The organism is Marivibrio sp., from assembly GCF_040218065.1.
Lineage (GTDB): Bacteria > Pseudomonadota > Alphaproteobacteria > UBA8366 > Aestuariispiraceae > Marivibrio.
The window spans coordinates 187333-201989 of the sequence record NZ_JAVJQE010000007.1; the positions used below are offsets into that span (position 1 = coordinate 187333).

The following is a 14657-nucleotide window of genomic DNA, read 5'->3' on the forward strand; positions in this document are numbered from 1 at the left end:
TCAGCGTTTTACAAACAATTTGGAAAAGCCGTTCGTCGGGCGCCAGAAGGCCTCGATGCGCGCCTTGAACGTCGCTTTGTCGGGGCGATCCGGCAGGTGACGACGGATCTTTTCCAGGTTCCGCTTGCCGTCGATCAGCCGCGCCAGATCAGCCGCGCCCTCCGGCAAAGGACACGAGATCTGCAACCCGTCGATCGTGAGCGGCAGGGTGCGGGCGCCCTTCGGCATGGCGTGAAACAGCCGCATCGTCTCTGCGTCGCGCCAAACGGGGATCGCCTCCGGCGTCAGGCCGGGCGCGCTCGGCGCGGGGCGCTCGGCGCGCGTCGCATAGAGGATATGCTTGCGCATGTTGCCCGCCAGCGCCTCGGCGAGCGCGGCGCGCGCGCCGGGGATCATCCTCTGCGCGGCCCGCCCCTCCTGCGCCGGCAGATACAAGGCCGGATCGTAGCGCAGCGGGTCTATCCAAGTGACCAGCGCAAGGCCGGCCGACTCGATTTCCGTCAGGAGCCGGTCGGCGCGATACGCCCGGTCCGTCGAATGGAGCAGCAGGTCGTAGAGCCCGGCCTCGCTGTCCAGGTGGTCTTTGAGCAGCGGGTTGCGCCGAAATCGATTGGTCGCCGGAAGGGCCGCCAGCACGCGCCGCGCGACAGCGATCCTCTCGTCGGGCGGCAGGTCCTCCGGCGCCAGGCGGCGCAGGCTTTCCTGCAATTCGTAGACCCCGCTGCGTCCGAATTCCGCATAGACCATGAGGCCCAGCCCGCCCTGGGGCGCAAGGCTCTCCGCCAAGGCGCGGAAGCCGGCCGCCGGCTCGTCGAGGTGATGCAGCACGCCGCAGCAGTCGATGTAGTCGAAGGGACCCTCGGCCGCAGCGATCTCCGGCGCCTCCAGCAGCGAGCGCCGCTCGATCCGCACGCGATCTTCGAGGCCGCGCGCGGCGAGGCGCGCCCGCGCGAGCGCAATCGAGGCCTCTGAGAGGTCCAGACCCGTGATCGCGGCGTCGACGCCCGCATCCGCGGTCTGTTGCGCCAGCATCACCAATGCGTCGCCCGTACCGCAGCCGGCGACGAGGATCCGCATCGGCTCTTTAGGCGTGCGGCCCGCGAACAGGTGGTGCAGCAGTTCGGGCCAATGGCTGGGGCTGCCGGTCACCAGGCGCTTGGCCTCGTCGGCCGGATCGCGCGCCGGATAGGGAAGCGCCTCGTACTGCGCTTGAACCTGATCGTTCACGCCTTACGTCCCGCCTGCGATTTCGATCAACACCTTGCCCGCGACGCCGCGCTCGGCCAGCGCGCGGTACGCGTCCGCCGCCCGGTCGAGCGGAAAGCGCGCGCCGATCTCGGGCTGCAAGCGATGCTGCTCGAACATCTCGTAAAGCGCATGGAAGCTGTCGCGATGGACTTGCGGCGCCGCCTGCGCATAGGCACCCCAATAGAACCCGAGCGCGTCGATGTTCTTCACCAGGAGCCGGTTGGCCGCGATCTGCGGGACGTCCCCGGCGGCGAAGCCGATCACCAGCAGGCGCCCTTCGAAGGCCAGCGCCCGCTGCGCGGCCTCGAAGGCCGCGCCGCCGACGGGATCGAACGCCACGTCGGCGCCGGCCTTGCCGCGTTCGGCGGCGATCGTCTTGACGGCCTCGCGCAGATCCTCCGTGCGATAGTCGACGATGTGATCGGCGCCGTGCGCCTTGGCGCGGGCCAGCTTGTCCGGCCCGCCGGCCGCAGCGATCACCGTCGCGCCCAGCGCCTTGCCGACCGCGACCGCGGCAAGCCCCACGCCGCCGCCCGCCCCCGTCACCAGCAACAGCTCCCCCGCCCGCAGGCGCGCGCGGCGCGTCAGCCCTACATGCGCCGTGCCGAAGGCGATCGGCAGCGCCGCGCCGTCGGCCAATGCGATCTGCGGCGGCAGCTGCAGGCAGGCCGCATCGCGCACAAGCGCCCGCTCGGCGAAGGCGCCCGATCCGGCGAAGGCTGCAACCCGGTCGCCGACAAAGACGCCGTCGACCTTGCGGCCGACGGCGCGGACCGTACCCGAAAGCTCCATCCCGGCGGTGAAGGGGACCTCCGGCGTCGCCTGATAGGCCCCGGTCAGCATCAGCAAATCGGCGAAATTCAACGCCCCCGCGACGACGTCGATCAGCACCTCGCCCTCCCCCGGCGCGTCCGGGGCCGGGGTCTTCTCGACCGTCAGGGCGGCGATTCCCGCCGCCGCGTCCTTCGCCCGTCCGACGACCTTGAGCGCGCGCATCTTTCGTCTCCCCGGCGCTCGCCGCCGCTAGAAGCTGAGCCAGCCGGCCGCCGGGCGGATCGCGCCCACCGCAGTTCCCCGGCGGTTTTCGATCGGCCGCTCGATGAAGCGGCGCACGGTCTCGTCGGCCACATCGTCCAGCACCCCGATGGTGCGCAGCGCCGCGACCAGCATGATCTCGGCCGCGCGCCCGGCGCCGTCGTCGCATTTCAGCGCGACGCCGAGGCCGTAGTCGGGAACCGCCGCGCAGAAGACGCCTTCCGCCCCCGTCTTCACGAACACCCGCGGCGCCGTCGCGGCCATGAAATCGGTGCAGAAACGCCCCGTCCCGGCGACCATGAAGGGCTCGGCGAAGACCGCGCGCCGCAGCCGCAAGGCCGCGTCGGCGCGATGGTCGGGCATCCCTTCGCCCGTGCCGAACAGCGCGAAGGCGAAGGCGAGATTTTCCAGCGGGATCGCCCAGGTCGGCACGGAGCAGCCGTCGATCCCGACCGCCGCGCGCGCCAGATCGAGGCCCGTCAGGGTCTCCAGCACGCCCATGATGCGCTGCTGCACCGGATGGGTGCGATCGGTGTAGCCCTTGGGATCGATCCCGAGCTGGCGGGCCAGCGCGACCATGCCGGCGTGCTTGCCGGAACAATTATTGTGCCGCTGGTCGGGGGCCTGGCCGGCGATCGCCAGGGCGTGCGCGGCCGCTTGGCTGTAGGGCCAATGGACGCCGCATTCCAGCGCGCTTTCCTCCAGACCGCAGGCGGCCAGCATCGCGCCCGCGGTCTCGACGTGGCGCGGCTCCCCCTCGTGGCTGGAGCAGGCGAGCGCCAGCGCCGCGTCGTCGAAGCCGAAGGCGTCGGCCGCGCCGGTTTCGACCAGCGGCAGCGCCTGCAGCGCCTTGATGGCGGATCGCGGGAAGATCGGCCGCTGGATGTCGCCCCAGGCCGCCTGAACCTGGCCGCGCACGTCGACGATCGCGGCCGCGCCGCGATGGCGGCTTTCGACAACGCCGCCGCGCGTGACCTCGACGGTGATGGGATTGGCGCCGGCGGCGTCGGCGGACGCCTCGATGGAGACCTCGTGGGGCATGGAACTCGTCGCGTGCTCAAAGCCGAAGGGTGCGCCGCGACAGTGCCTCGCCGTTCCCCCGCTTGCAAGACGCGCCGCCGGCGGCGTAGGTAGAGGCGCAGGCATGACGGCAGGAGCGGCGAGGCGCCCATGACGCAGATGCGCGGCTATTTCGGCGTCGGGGTGGAGCGGCTTTCCAAGCCGCGGAACGCCGGCGCGATCTTCCGCACCGCCCACGCTTTCGGGGCGAGCTTCCTGTTCGGGATCGACGCCGACGTCAATCTGCGCACGGTGCATCAAACCGACACGTCGGCCACCGCCCGTCAGGCGCCCTTGTGGGAGTTCCCGTCGGTCGAGGCGCTCGACCTGCCCAAGGGCTGCCGGCTGGTCGGGATCGAGCTGACCGAGGACGCCGTCGCGCTGCCGAGCTTCCGCCATCCGGCGCAGGCGGCCTACATTTTGGGAACGGAGCGCGACTCGCTCTCGCCGGCGTTGCAGGCGCGGTGCGATTTCATCGTGCAGATTCCGACGCAGTTCTGCGTCAACGTCTCGATCGCCTGCGCGGTCACCCTCTACGACCGGATGTTGAGCCGCGGGCGCTTCGCCGAACGCCCCGTACGCCCCGGCGGCCCGACCGAAGAGCGCCCGGCCCACGTCCACGGCGGGATCTTCAGCCGGGTCGGGAAGGGCGTGGGGTGATGCGCGACGCTCCCCTTCGGGAGAGGTCGGCCGCGATGGGCGGCCGGGTGAGGGGGCTCCCGCCTACGCGTCGCTCCTCAGTCGGCGCGGCCTCTCACCCCGCGCTCAACGCGATCCGCCGATAGCTCAGCGCCTCGGCGATGTGCAGACGGCGCACCTGCTCCTCCCCCTCCATGTCGGCCAACGTGCGGGCGACGCGCAGGACCCGATGATAGCCGCGCGCGGAAAGCCGCAGGCGCTCCGCCGCCTCGGACAGCAGGCGCCGGCCGGGCTCGTCCGGCGCGGCGATCGCCTCCAGCAGCCGCCCGTCGGCGTGGGCGTTGCTGCGCACGCCGGCGGCCGCGGCGTCGTCCAACGCCTCGTAGCGCGCGCTCTGGCGGGCGCGCGCGGCGGCGACTCGCGCGGCCACCTGGACGCTGCCCTCGGCCGGCGGCGGCAGCGACAGATCGGCGGCCGAGACGGCGGGCACGTCGACATGCAGGTCGATCCGGTCGAACAGCGGGCCCGAGATCTTCGACTGATAGTCCATCGCGCAGCGCGGCGCGCGGGTGCAGGCCCGCTCCGGATCGTCGAGATAGCCGCAGCGGCACGGGTTCATCGCCGCCGTCAGCTGCACGCGCGCGGGATATGTCACATGGGCGTTGACCCGCGCGACCACGGCGCGGCCGGTCTCCAGCGGCTGGCGCAAGCTCTCCAGCGCCTGGCGCTGGAACTCCGGCAGTTCGTCGAGGAACAACACGCCGTTGTGGGCCAGCGAGATCTCCCCCGGCTTCGCCCGCTGGCCGCCGCCGACCAGCGCGGGCGTGGAGGCCGAATGGTGCGGATCGCGGAACGGGCGCGTGCGGCTCAACCGCCCGTCCTCCAGCAGTCCCGCAACGGAGTGGATCATCGAGCATTCGAGCGCCTCGGCCGCGCTCATCGGCGGCAGGATGCCGGGCAGACGCGCGGCCAGCATCGACTTGCCGGCCCCGGGCGGGCCGACCATCAGCAGGTTATGGCCCCCGCTGGCCGCGACCTCCAGCGCGCGCTTGGCGCTTTCCTGGCCTTTGATGTCGGCGAGGTCGGGCGGATCGGCCCGCGGCGGGGCCAGCTTCGCCTCCGGCGCCGGCAGGACGCTAGAGCCCTTGAAGTGATTGATCAGCGCGATCAGGCTCGGCGCGGCCAGGATCTCCAGATCGCCGGCCCAGGCGGCCTCCCCGCCCTGGGCGGCGGGGCAGATCAGCCCCTTCTCCTCCGCATTCGCGGCCATCGCGGCCGGCAGCACGCCGGCGACGCCCGTGATCGCCCCGTCGAGCGCCAATTCGCCCAGCGCCACATACTCGACCAAGCGGTCGGCCGACAGGATCTCCATCGCCGCCAGCAGGCCGAGCGCGATCGGCAGATCGAAGTGGCTGCCCTCCTTCGGCACGTCGGCGGGCGAGAGATTGACGGTGATTCGCTTGGGCGGCAGGCCGAGGCCGATGGCGGTCAGCGCGCCGCGCACCCGCTCCTTCGATTCGGCGACCGCCTTGTCCGGCAGACCGACCAGCGCAAAGCCCGGCATGCCGGCCGACATCTGCACCTGCACGTCGATCGGCAGCGTGTCGATCCCTAAGAACGAAACGGTGGAGGCCCGCGCAACCATAGGGGGCCTTATGGCGCCCTTTTCGCGGCGCGTCATGCGGAAAATGCACGCGAGGACCGCCTTTGCGCCCCCTGAACCGGCCTTCCGGCGACAAGACGTCGCGCCGGCGCCGGTTCTCCCGGCTCTCCGCTGCGCTCCGGGGGGGATGACGGGCTGTGTGCGAAGAGCACCGGACAGGACCTCGGCCCGGACTCGATCCGGGCCGACCGGTGTCGGAGGTCGCTCCAGCGCCGGGCGTCCCGTCTCCGGATCGCGGCCCGGAGGCGCGGGGGCGCAAGACAAAGGCGCGGCCGATCGACCGACGCCGCCCGCCCGCGATCCGTGCTTGCAAAGCGCGCGCGTCCCCCCTATTTTCCGCGCCGTCCGAGCGACAGGGCCGCCTTAGCTCAGTTGGTAGAGCATCGCATTCGTAATGCGGGGGTCGCGTGTTCGAGTCACGCAGGCGGCACCATCTCTTTTCTCGGCATACTCATACCCTCCAACATACTGAAGACGCTGGACTTTTCCGAGTTCAAACAGCCTGTTTCGCGGCTGTATTCGAGAGGCGCTGCAAAAGCCAATTTCGGCACCATAGCGCGGGCCTGCTCGCTGCCAATTTTCCAGCATTCATAAGGGTTTGCGAGGAATCGCAGCGAGAGTTCAAACACTTCCGAAAACGGACGCACCGGAGCGGGCTTTTTCTGCGCCTGTTCAAGAGCAACAAGCTTCTCACGCTCTAGGCTTTCGATCCGATCTTCAAAGGCTTTGAGGGCGCGCGGGTTTGAGACCTCCAGCATCCGGTCAACGGTCTTATCGATCTCGGCTTCGATCTCGCGGACCTTGAGCCCGGCGGCCTTGCTTATCTCAGCCAAACGCTCCCCCTGGACCTGCCATGCCTTTGTAAACAAGGCCTTTGCCATCGCCAGGAACGAGGTGCTTGGCGTCAGGGCCTTCAATTCCTCCTCAAAGCGCTCGTGCAGTTTCGCGGCGGGGATCGTTTTCCCGCGCTCGTCGCAGCCTTTGTGATGGCAGAAGTAGTACGGATATTTTTGGTACTTGCCCTTGCTCCAGCCGCCTGTGAGCGCATAGCCGCAGGAGGAACAGCACACGACCCCGCGCAGAGGGAAGTCCGCTCTGTAATCAGGGCGCGCGGGCGCAAGCGGACGCTCTTTCAGGCGATCCTGAATGCGCCAGAAGGTTTCTTTGGAGATAATGCCTTCGTGCTTGGCCTCTCGCATTGAGATGCCCCAGGAAGGCGCGGCGATATATCCGGCATAGAGGATTTGCGCCATCATGCGCTTGACCGTCATTTGCCGCACGCCGCCGCCCGGCAGGTCCTTCGGAAACTCGGGCTGGGCTTCGAGAAAGCGCATCACTTCGGCTTGGGTTTGGAAACGGCCTGAGGCGAAGCCTTCCAGGGCCTCACGAACGATGGAGGCCTTCGGCTCATCGTGAATCAGGATCTTCCCGCCGCCCTTGGCCTTCTCGTACTTGAATCCGACAGGCGGCACAGCGCGCACGCAGTAGCCTTGCTCAACGCGCGCCATGGCCTTTTGCTTGTTCTGCCGTCCCATCTGGAGGCGCTCAAGCTCACCGGCGGCGGCAGAGATGATCTCGTTAAACCGGCCTTCCGGCGTATCCTCAAAATTGAAGTTCAGGCATTCGCGCGTTGCGCCGCGCTCGGTCATCACCCGGCGCAGCTTCAGGTGAAACTCCACATCGCGCGAATAGCGTTTCAGATCATCGAAGATCACCACGAAGCGCTCTGGCGCTTTGGCATCGAGATAAGCCAGCAAGGCCACCATGCCGGGGCGGTTGATAAAATCTCCGCCGCCCGAAACATCATCAGGGAACACCGCCTCGACCGAATAGCCCTTCGCTTCGGCATACTGGCGGCACCGATGTTCTTGGCTATCGAGACCCGAGCCATCGGCCTTTTGTTTCTTGCCGGACACCCGGCAGTAGATCAGGGCTTTTTGCGGTCTATCCATCGCTGACTCCTTCCCCGCCAGAAGGAGCGCTTTCCCCGTTCCGACGTACAAACTCTTCAATCAATTCACTATGGGAAGAGTCTACCATTTCCGCCGCGCCCAAGGGCGCTCGAACGCGGCTTTGCACGGTTTTTCCACAGCTTTCCTTGGCTTGCTGGAGCGGGTGAACGCCCCAGCCCATCGCGACGAACTCGCAGACGATATTCCAGACCAGCGTCACGTAATCGGCCTTTTGCTCATCGCTCCAATCCGTGCCTTCCAGAAAATGGAAGAACTCTTGCGGATCGAAGTTGAGAACGGGTGGCCCGGCCTTGGTGGGGGTGGTTTTTGGGGGTTTTTGGGTCTTGTGCGCGGTCATGGCGGCGTCTCCTTTTTCTCTATAATTTCTCTTTCGCTCCAGCGCCTCCTTTCCTTACATCGCACAAGAACAAACATAGAACATTTATAGTTGATTGTCTTTTGCAATGCAAGAAAAAGGTGAAGAATTTTTCCCTCAGCGTGTCCGTTCCGAGCGCGTCCGGCCCGGAGCGCGATCTTCATCGCGGCGGCGGTTTTTGAACTCTTCCCGGCGCAGCTCCGCGCTGCGGTCATAGGCCTTGCGGGCGAGCTCGGAGACGCGCAGCAAATCGGTGCCGATGAAGCTGGAGGTATCGCGCGGCTTGCCTTCATCATCGGTGTAGGTGCGCGCGAACTCAGTGGCGAAGTATGGCCCCTTATCGCTCTCATTGCGCCAGAGCGTGGCCTTAAGGTTGCTATCGCGGATCACATCGGCGGGCTTATTGGGGTTTTGGTCATGTTCGTTATCACGGCTCATCACTCGAACTCCTCTTTCTAGCGGTTGAAGGACTTGTTCAGGGTGCGGATGCGCCCGCCCGTTTTGGGTTCGGTGCGCATTTGGATAAAGGCGGCGCGGCGTTGCTCGCGCGCCCATTTCTCATTGAAGGTGGCCCGGTCGGCCTCATCCGCGAGATCGGGCGACGGGCGCGGGGCCGGGTGCGGCGCATCGCGCTCGATCATCGATTGTGAGCGCGTCTCGCAGCTTTCCTTGGCGTTCTCAAAATCGGTGCGCGGGGATTCCGCCGTGATTGGAGAGGGCGAAACGCTTTTGGCAAAGCTGGTCATTTGATCCGGCTCCAGGTTCCGTTGCGATATTGCGGGTAATGCGTGAAGGCGCGCGGCACGGGTTCTGTCACCACCCGCCGCCAGGCGGGACCACGCGAAGTCATGACCTGCACGCGATCTACGGGAGGGAAGAACGGGTTCGGGTGATAACGCCCGGCCATGGAAGGCATTTCATAGTAGGGATAGCGATCCGCCAGGATTGGATGCGCAAGGCCATCAGCGAAGATGATCTGCTTTCCAGGCGGCAGGCCTAGAATTTCATCCGGGGACATCAGCGCCCGTTCTTTGAGCGCCGGAACACCTGCCAGTTGCGCCTGGTGCCGTGCTTCCATCGCAGCGGCGAAAGGGTCCGCTCCATTGAAGGCCGCCATGGCCGCCTTTCGCTTGGCGTGCTGCGCATGCAGCGCGCGTTCCTGATCGACATGGCGCAGGGTCTCAGAGCCCATCTGCCGCGATAGCGCGTTTGCTGTTTGCGGATCGCGCACCCCGAACCAGTTTTGTAGAGCAGAAGAGGCCGGGATGATCGTCTCAGCGCCGGGCGCGAGGGTTTTCATCTGTGCAGCCGACTGCCAGAAGCCCCAGGGACGAATGCCAATACCCGCATCGCGGGTATAAAGCTGCATGGCCAGCGGGAAGGCCCCGAGATTGCCAATCTCATCCAGCACGAAGGTGATGCGCGGAGCACTAGGCGCGCGGGCCTTATAGGTGCGGGCCGCCACGAAGAAGGCCTTAATGACCGGCCCCCAGGCCTCGACTGTCTCGCCAGGCGGCATGAGATAGACCTGATAGGTCTGATCGCCCGCGAAGACATCGGCCAGGAAGGCATCGAAGGGCGGCGAGACCGAAGCCATCAGCTCAGGATCGGAAAGCGCGGAAAATGCTCGCGTGATCTCCCCGATGATCCCGCGAAAGCCGCCCGAGCTATCGGCACGCGAGGCGGCGATCTCCTCTTCGATCCGCCGGACGCTCTCGATGCCGGTTTCCTGCATCTCGAAGGCAAAATCGAGCCAGGCATCCCCGCCCATCACCAGCAGGTTGATGGCTTGATAGAGCGCCGGATAGGTCAGCACGCCATCGCGCAGGGTGACGGTGATCGCCAGCGCTTCGATGAACTCGCGGCCCCTGCCGGGGAAATACCGTCCATCGGTGCCCCCGCTATCGGGCAGCTTGTTCTCCGCCAGCACCTTGATGTCTGAGATAAGCGAAGGGCTGTCTTTGCGGATGTAATCCAGCGGATTGATCCGGTGTTGCGGCAGGCCGTGCAGGCCGCGCGGATTCCAATACAGGCAAAATTTACGATCCGGGGTCTGGTCTTGGGAGATCGCGGCCAGTTCGCCCTTTACATCCAGCACGATCATGCTGGGCAGATGAATGCCCGAGCAGATATTCATCGCGATCAGCGTCGTGAGCTTGCCCGAACGCGGCCCGGCCACGCACATCGCCCCGCCCATGCCGGAATACCAAAGCGGCTGATGATCGATGAACCCCACCAGCAGCGAGTGCGGTTCACGGGTAAACAGCCCGGCACGCGCGATCTCCTCCGGCCCGGCGAAACGCGCCGAGCCGAAGGGATGATCGGCGTTATTCTGGATCGGCCCAGCCATAGGCCTAGACCGCGAACCCGGCAAAACGCATCGCGCCGAAGGCAACCACCCCGGCAATCGCGTACCACAGCGCCATGCGGCAGACCGTGAAGATGACAACGCCGGACAGGCCAAAGCTCGCGAAATACATCAGGCTGGCCAGACCGTCGGAGTCGTAGGCCTCATGCACCAGTTGCTTGATCACCGGGCCAATCAGTTGGAACAGCGCAGGCGTCCCTAAGATCGCCGCCAAGAGCGCAAGCGTGATGCACAGAAGGTTCTGCCCCGGCGGGCCTTGATTGTGATCGCCGCCCGGACCGGGCAGCGCCCCATATCCTCTGGGATCGCTCATGCCGCACCCCCTTGAGCATCAGGCCCGGTTAGTAAGGGGGTGTCACCTTTATTCGCGGCTTCGATAGCAGCGCCGTACAGCTGCGCGCGGTGCGCGGAGCTTAAGTTCTTATCCGCGATGATGGCCCGCAGGTTCTCCACATGGCGTTTCGTCCGCTCCTCAGTGTGCTTTTTCCCGAGCCGGAGAATTGCGTGGGTGATCAGCCCCACAAGGCCGACGATCATCATCAGGACGCTGATGATCTTTCCGAGCACAGTTATGTGTTCGTGAAGACGGCGCTCTGTTTCCGCAGCCTCTATGTTCTTGAGCCGTTGGGTTTCAGCAGCGAGCTTGTTGTGTAAGCGCTGTGTTTCTGCGGCGAGCTCGGCGGCATATTGCTGCGCAAGGCGTTGCTGATAGGCTTGTTGCGCAGCGATGCGCTCCTGACTTTCACGCGCCGCCCGCCGCTCTTCCTCCGAACACCCGCCAAGCGTGAGAACAAGCGCCACGCCGGTTGCGGCAAGAAAGGTCTTCCTCATCACCACCTCCTTCTCCAGTGGTTGGCCTTCGATCCGCGCAGGACGGATTCCTGCGCAAAATCGCTTGGCCGATCTGGAGGTGGAGGATTGGGAAAGGCTGTTCTTTATGATGTGCCAAGCGATCAACCGCTTGCAACGGCGCGCTGAAGCGACCTACACAGATTTGGAAGAATCGTTCAGCGACTTTTATCTAACAGATTGAGAAGAAGGCATTTCTCAAGGAGCTGGATTTTGGACGACAACCCTCTCGCGCCGCCTGCATTCTTTCACTCAGCCGAGCCAATCCGGCCCCGCTCTAAAGTTCCTCGTAACAAAGTTCCCGGTGTCTGCTTGGGCTTCTGCCAGAGTGTGTCCGTGCCTCATGTAGCAAAACGGACAGGGCTATCCGTCAAAACGGTTCGAGAGCTCTACAAGGCGATCCGCGCTCTTTTGCTTGAGCCACGTTACCGGAAATGGCACGCCCTTGACCGCCTTCCAATTTATGAGTTCACAAACGGCAAACGAATAGAAAAAGAGATTTGGCGCGCGTTCGGGGAGTGCTATTCGGACGATGAGTGTTTTCGGAATTACCGCTACGGAAAGCGTTCAAGCCGCCAGTGTCGGAACTGTCCGGCGCAACAATCCGATTTACTACAGGCAATCCTGACACCTGAGATCGTCGATATGATGCTTCAGCGCATCGATACGATTCGCGCTTACTACCAAGTTCTGCTTGGCCTATCGCGTGAGAAGGGTCAGGACCAAACAGAGTTGTTTCGCCAACGCGCGTACCATGTCGAGATCATTCTCACCGCGCAGAAAGCCTCGATGCGCATTGATAATGGCGTCGTACAGCCGGATATGCTTGCGCGGGGTCCGATGACACTCAACGAACTCTGGTTAACTATCCTCCATCACATCGAGGAGCGCGGTAAGCTTTAAGGGTGTGCATTTTTATTTCTCGCCTGCCATCTCCCGGCATCGCTTCAGCACATAGGCGAGATGCTTGGCGGGAATCTTCGGCGGTTTGGGGGAGAGCCACAGGCTAACGGTGCGCGGCGTTAAGCCCTCCGGCGCATCGTCGGCATCGATGAATACCTTGCTCGGCAATAGGCCGCTTTCAAAATAACTCCGCAGTTCGGCCAGATCGGCCTCGCGCTGACGGATTTTTTCCGCTTTCTGGCGTGGCGGCGCTTTGGCCTTCTCTCCATCCTTTTTGCGGGGTGTTTTTTTCTTCCGCTGGCCATAGCCATCGGCATAGCTCTCCCGCACGCGGTATGGGCGGTCAATCTGCTCTTCGGGGAACAAATCTTCGAGCGAGCAACCTAGCGCCTCACAGATCGCCGCGATGTCATATTTCACGATGCCCTTGTGGTCCACGGGCCGTCGTCCATCCTTCGCATAGCTCTCTACGTTTCGGTATGACAGGCCCAGATGTTCCGCCAGGCGCGAGATGCTGCCAAACTCTGAATCCGCTATCGCTTTATCGTATTTGCTGTTCCTCATAAGCCCGTAAATTGCGCCAATTAAAGTATTTCGAATTTGATTTAAATGCTATCAAAAATTCACTTTTTTCAAACACTTACACGGTATTATTAAAGACATTGATTGTTTTTATCAATACTTAATTAACTTTTATTATGTAAAATATAAAGCAAGAATAAAAAAAAGGCATTGTGGGGCATAAATGGCAGCGAAACCAAACATTGATGAAGAAGCAGCCGCAACCATGCGCGCCAGCGCGTGGCAGAAAGGCGTTCTCACCAGCCAGCAGAGTGCTGCAGCCGCGCCTGTGCCTGAAGATCCCGCCAATGAGCAAAACCGGCGCAATGAAGATTTGCGAGAACAGGCTGACGTCGAAAACGCCTTCCGCCTTGCCGAGGTCGGCGGGTTTCTGGCCGGACGCATAGAGCGCACAGGCGCCAGCGGCAACGAGCTCAAAGGTATAGGCGGCAAAGACGGCAAGAAAAACGCCAGACGCGAAGGCAATGGCCTCTACCTCTCCGCGCTGCTGAGCCAAATCGATGACCTTAATGATCAGATCGCATTCCACGATAGCGAAATTGAGCGGTTGAACGAAGAACTGAATGAAATCGATGAACTGCTCGAAAAAATCGAAAACGGAACTTTAGACCCTGACGATCCGGGCGATGCCGCGTTGATGAAAAAGTACGGTATCACCGAACAAGACATTGAAAACGGCGACGCGGGCCAAAAACTGCGTACGGCACGTGATGACCGGGAAAAGCAAATTGACTGGCATGAAGGGCAACGCGCCAAAGCTGAAACTGAACGTGATGAGAAGTTACAAAACTTGAATGATGATGTTAATCGCCGTGTAGAAAAAGGAGAGACGATCGACCCGCAGGACTCCTCTCACCCTTTGGTGCGGAAAATGTTGGAAGCGATAGAGTCTTCTTCAGAAATTACATACCATGACACCCAACTCCTTCGCCTCAAAGACTTAGAACAGTTCGAAGGCGATCCGGATTACATCGACAAAATTGATGCCTTTTTGAGAGACGCTGACGAGGCTACTCTTGCGGACATGCGTCAGGACGAAACCCTGGACCCGACTATCGCGGAAAGGGTTGCCGTCCACCAATTCGGCGAAATGTATGACCGGATACAGAGCCTCAAGGGAACCGATAACTATGATCGCGCGCTACACGGCATATTGGGGCGCATCGATTCTCAAACACGCAATGCTTTAGTCAATGACGAAGAGGCGCCCGAGGATGTTATTGCTGCGATATATGAGACACTCGATGAAGAGCCGAAGAACGACAGTTCAGATGAACGGCCAGAAGAGGTTGAGCGCTCGCAGGTTGCAAGCGCGAACCCGGCGATAACACCGCAAATTTAGCCTTTAAGAATCAGCCGTACACTCACGTAAAGCAAAACTTCCTGCGCTGCCGGTTTGCGTGAAGTTTGCAGGATCACCGCCATCAACTTCGACATCAATTGATTCCGGAATAAAGCCATCTTCAAGTACCGTTGTTGGGCAGCCTCGTGAATTCAGGGTTGCGGCCAACAGGTTTGCTATTTCGGGCTCAAACCCCGGCCCCACGCGAAGTGTCACCGGCTTGCCAGTCATTTCCTGTGATGTGGCTGCTTTATCCTGATTAGCGGCAGCAAGGTCTTGCGCACTTGCTGCGCCAGTAAGGACCAATAAAGAAGCGCCTGCCCCTATGATAGCGGCAGCAGTTTTGCCGCGCGCACCATCAAATTTGTTTCGTAATGCCTGTATCATCGGCTTATCTTTCACAATAAAATTATAAAAAAACTCAAAATATGGCATCTTTATACGCCATTTCGCCGTAAATGTCCAGTTTTTTCGGATTATCTGGGAATAACCGGTGTTTTTATACTTCTCACGCGTAGACAACGGCGCGGACATAATTGATGATTTTTGTCAAAAAGGGCTTCTATCCATGACTTACCAAAATGCAATCTTGAAAATTCGCAGAATTCAGCCATTCTACGTTTCTGCCACGCGCATCCCGT

The 14657-nt window shown here is 62.7% G+C and carries 16 protein-coding genes and 1 tRNA gene; 4 read left to right on the forward strand and 13 right to left on the reverse strand.

From position 1 onward, the window contains the following. The 3 genes from RIB45_RS06005 to RIB45_RS06015 are packed head-to-tail and all read right to left on the reverse strand — an operon-like array spanning position 1 to position 3324. Positions 1-1227, reverse strand: a complete 1227-nt coding sequence (locus RIB45_RS06005; protein WP_350049324.1) for a class I SAM-dependent methyltransferase — start codon at positions 1225-1227, stop codon at positions 1-3. Positions 1228-1230: 3 nt separating this feature from the next. Further along, positions 1231-2244 carry an NADPH:quinone oxidoreductase family protein gene (locus RIB45_RS06010; protein ID WP_350049325.1) on the reverse strand — a complete coding sequence of 338 codons (1014 nt, stop codon included), beginning with the start codon at positions 2242-2244 and terminating at the stop codon, positions 1231-1233. A 27-nt stretch (positions 2245-2271) separates the two neighbouring features. Further along, a complete protein-coding gene (locus tag RIB45_RS06015) occupies positions 2272-3324 on the reverse strand; it encodes an asparaginase (RefSeq protein WP_350049326.1) in 1053 nt (350 codons plus the stop codon). Positions 3325-3453: 129 nt separating this feature from the next. Between RIB45_RS06015 and RIB45_RS06020 the strand changes: the two genes are divergently transcribed. Continuing rightward, positions 3454-4002 (forward strand): RNA methyltransferase, encoded by a 549-nt coding sequence (locus RIB45_RS06020; RefSeq protein WP_350049327.1) that lies wholly within the window; start codon positions 3454-3456, stop codon positions 4000-4002. Positions 4003-4096: 94 nt separating this feature from the next. On the opposite strand, the gene RIB45_RS06025 is transcribed toward RIB45_RS06020, so the two are convergent. Continuing rightward, a complete protein-coding gene (locus RIB45_RS06025) occupies positions 4097-5626 on the reverse strand; it encodes a YifB family Mg chelatase-like AAA ATPase (protein WP_350049328.1) in 1530 nt (509 codons plus the stop codon). 375 nt (positions 5627-6001) lie between these two features. Here RIB45_RS06025 and RIB45_RS06030 point away from each other — a divergent pair. Further along, a tRNA-Thr gene (locus RIB45_RS06030) sits at positions 6002-6077 on the forward strand. Here the strand turns inward: RIB45_RS06030 and RIB45_RS06035 are convergent. The 7 genes from RIB45_RS06035 to RIB45_RS06065 all read right to left on the reverse strand — a co-directional run bounded on the left by RIB45_RS06035 (position 6061) and on the right by RIB45_RS06065 (position 11171). After that, on the reverse strand, positions 6061-7596 hold the full coding sequence (locus RIB45_RS06035; protein ID WP_350049329.1) for a recombinase family protein: 1536 nt from the start codon (positions 7594-7596) through the stop codon (positions 6061-6063). The genes RIB45_RS06030 and RIB45_RS06035 overlap by 17 nt on opposite strands. Then, positions 7589-7954, reverse strand: coding sequence for a hypothetical protein (locus RIB45_RS06040; RefSeq protein WP_350049330.1), 366 nt, complete (start codon positions 7952-7954; stop codon positions 7589-7591). Before RIB45_RS06040 ends, RIB45_RS06035 begins: the two co-directional genes overlap by 8 nt. A gap of 135 nt (positions 7955-8089) precedes the next feature. Next, on the reverse strand, positions 8090-8410 hold the full coding sequence (locus RIB45_RS06045) for a hypothetical protein (protein ID WP_350049331.1): 321 nt from the start codon (positions 8408-8410) through the stop codon (positions 8090-8092). A gap of 17 nt (positions 8411-8427) precedes the next feature. After that, on the reverse strand, positions 8428-8718 hold the full coding sequence (locus RIB45_RS06050; RefSeq protein ID WP_350049332.1) for a hypothetical protein: 291 nt from the start codon (positions 8716-8718) through the stop codon (positions 8428-8430). Beyond that, complete coding sequence (locus RIB45_RS06055; RefSeq protein ID WP_350049333.1) at positions 8715-10322, reverse strand: type IV secretory system conjugative DNA transfer family protein; 1608 nt, start codon at positions 10320-10322, stop codon at positions 8715-8717. The genes RIB45_RS06050 and RIB45_RS06055 overlap by 4 nt, the downstream gene beginning before the upstream one ends. Before the next feature lie 4 nt (positions 10323-10326). After that, positions 10327-10653, reverse strand: a complete 327-nt coding sequence (locus RIB45_RS06060) for a hypothetical protein (RefSeq protein WP_350049334.1) — start codon at positions 10651-10653, stop codon at positions 10327-10329. Then, positions 10650-11171: a hypothetical protein gene (locus tag RIB45_RS06065; protein WP_350049335.1), complete on the reverse strand. Its 522-nt coding sequence runs from the start codon at positions 11169-11171 to the stop codon at positions 10650-10652. Before RIB45_RS06065 ends, RIB45_RS06060 begins: the two co-directional genes overlap by 4 nt. A gap of 231 nt (positions 11172-11402) precedes the next feature. Here RIB45_RS06065 and RIB45_RS06070 point away from each other — a divergent pair, with 231 nt between their 5' ends. Then, a complete protein-coding gene (locus tag RIB45_RS06070; protein ID WP_350049336.1) occupies positions 11403-12092 on the forward strand; it encodes a hypothetical protein in 690 nt (229 codons plus the stop codon). Positions 12093-12104: 12 nt separating this feature from the next. Here the strand turns inward: RIB45_RS06070 and RIB45_RS06075 are convergent, their stop codons facing one another. Continuing rightward, the gene (locus RIB45_RS06075) at positions 12105-12656 is read right to left on the reverse strand and encodes a helix-turn-helix domain-containing protein (RefSeq protein ID WP_350049337.1); all 552 of its coding nucleotides are present in this window, start codon (positions 12654-12656) and stop codon (positions 12105-12107) included. A gap of 181 nt (positions 12657-12837) precedes the next feature. Here RIB45_RS06075 and RIB45_RS06080 point away from each other — a divergent pair, with 181 nt between their 5' ends. Next, the gene (locus tag RIB45_RS06080; RefSeq protein ID WP_350049338.1) at positions 12838-14016 is read left to right on the forward strand and encodes a hypothetical protein; all 1179 of its coding nucleotides are present in this window, start codon (positions 12838-12840) and stop codon (positions 14014-14016) included. Positions 14017-14019: 3 nt separating this feature from the next. Here RIB45_RS06080 and RIB45_RS06085 read toward each other — a convergent pair whose 3' ends face one another. Further along, positions 14020-14550, reverse strand: a complete 531-nt coding sequence (locus RIB45_RS06085; RefSeq protein ID WP_350049339.1) for a hypothetical protein — start codon at positions 14548-14550, stop codon at positions 14020-14022. Between the last annotated feature and the right edge of the window lie 107 nt (positions 14551-14657).

Coding starts and splice junctions, on each gene's coding strand:
- RIB45_RS06010 (WP_350049325.1), bottom strand. CDS start 2,244: ATGCGCGCGCTCAAGGTCGTCGGACGGGCGAAGGACGCGGCGGCGGGA.
- RIB45_RS06015 (WP_350049326.1), bottom strand. CDS start 3,324: ATGCCCCACGAGGTCTCCATCGAGGCGTCCGCCGACGCCGCCGGCGCC.
- RIB45_RS06020 (WP_350049327.1), top strand. CDS start 3,454: ATGACGCAGATGCGCGGCTATTTCGGCGTCGGGGTGGAGCGGCTTTCC.
- RIB45_RS06025 (WP_350049328.1), bottom strand. CDS start 5,626: ATGGTTGCGCGGGCCTCCACCGTTTCGTTCTTAGGGATCGACACGCTG.
- RIB45_RS06035 (WP_350049329.1), bottom strand. CDS start 7,596: ATGGATAGACCGCAAAAAGCCCTGATCTACTGCCGGGTGTCCGGCAAG.
- RIB45_RS06040 (WP_350049330.1), bottom strand. CDS start 7,954: ATGACCGCGCACAAGACCCAAAAACCCCCAAAAACCACCCCCACCAAG.
- RIB45_RS06045 (WP_350049331.1), bottom strand. CDS start 8,410: ATGAGCCGTGATAACGAACATGACCAAAACCCCAATAAGCCCGCCGAT.
- RIB45_RS06050 (WP_350049332.1), bottom strand. CDS start 8,718: ATGACCAGCTTTGCCAAAAGCGTTTCGCCCTCTCCAATCACGGCGGAA.
- RIB45_RS06055 (WP_350049333.1), bottom strand. CDS start 10,322: ATGGCTGGGCCGATCCAGAATAACGCCGATCATCCCTTCGGCTCGGCG.
- RIB45_RS06060 (WP_350049334.1), bottom strand. CDS start 10,653: ATGAGCGATCCCAGAGGATATGGGGCGCTGCCCGGTCCGGGCGGCGAT.
- RIB45_RS06065 (WP_350049335.1), bottom strand. CDS start 11,171: ATGAGGAAGACCTTTCTTGCCGCAACCGGCGTGGCGCTTGTTCTCACG.
- RIB45_RS06075 (WP_350049337.1), bottom strand. CDS start 12,656: ATGAGGAACAGCAAATACGATAAAGCGATAGCGGATTCAGAGTTTGGC.
- RIB45_RS06080 (WP_350049338.1), top strand. CDS start 12,838: ATGGCAGCGAAACCAAACATTGATGAAGAAGCAGCCGCAACCATGCGC.
- RIB45_RS06085 (WP_350049339.1), bottom strand. CDS start 14,550: ATGTCCGCGCCGTTGTCTACGCGTGAGAAGTATAAAAACACCGGTTAT.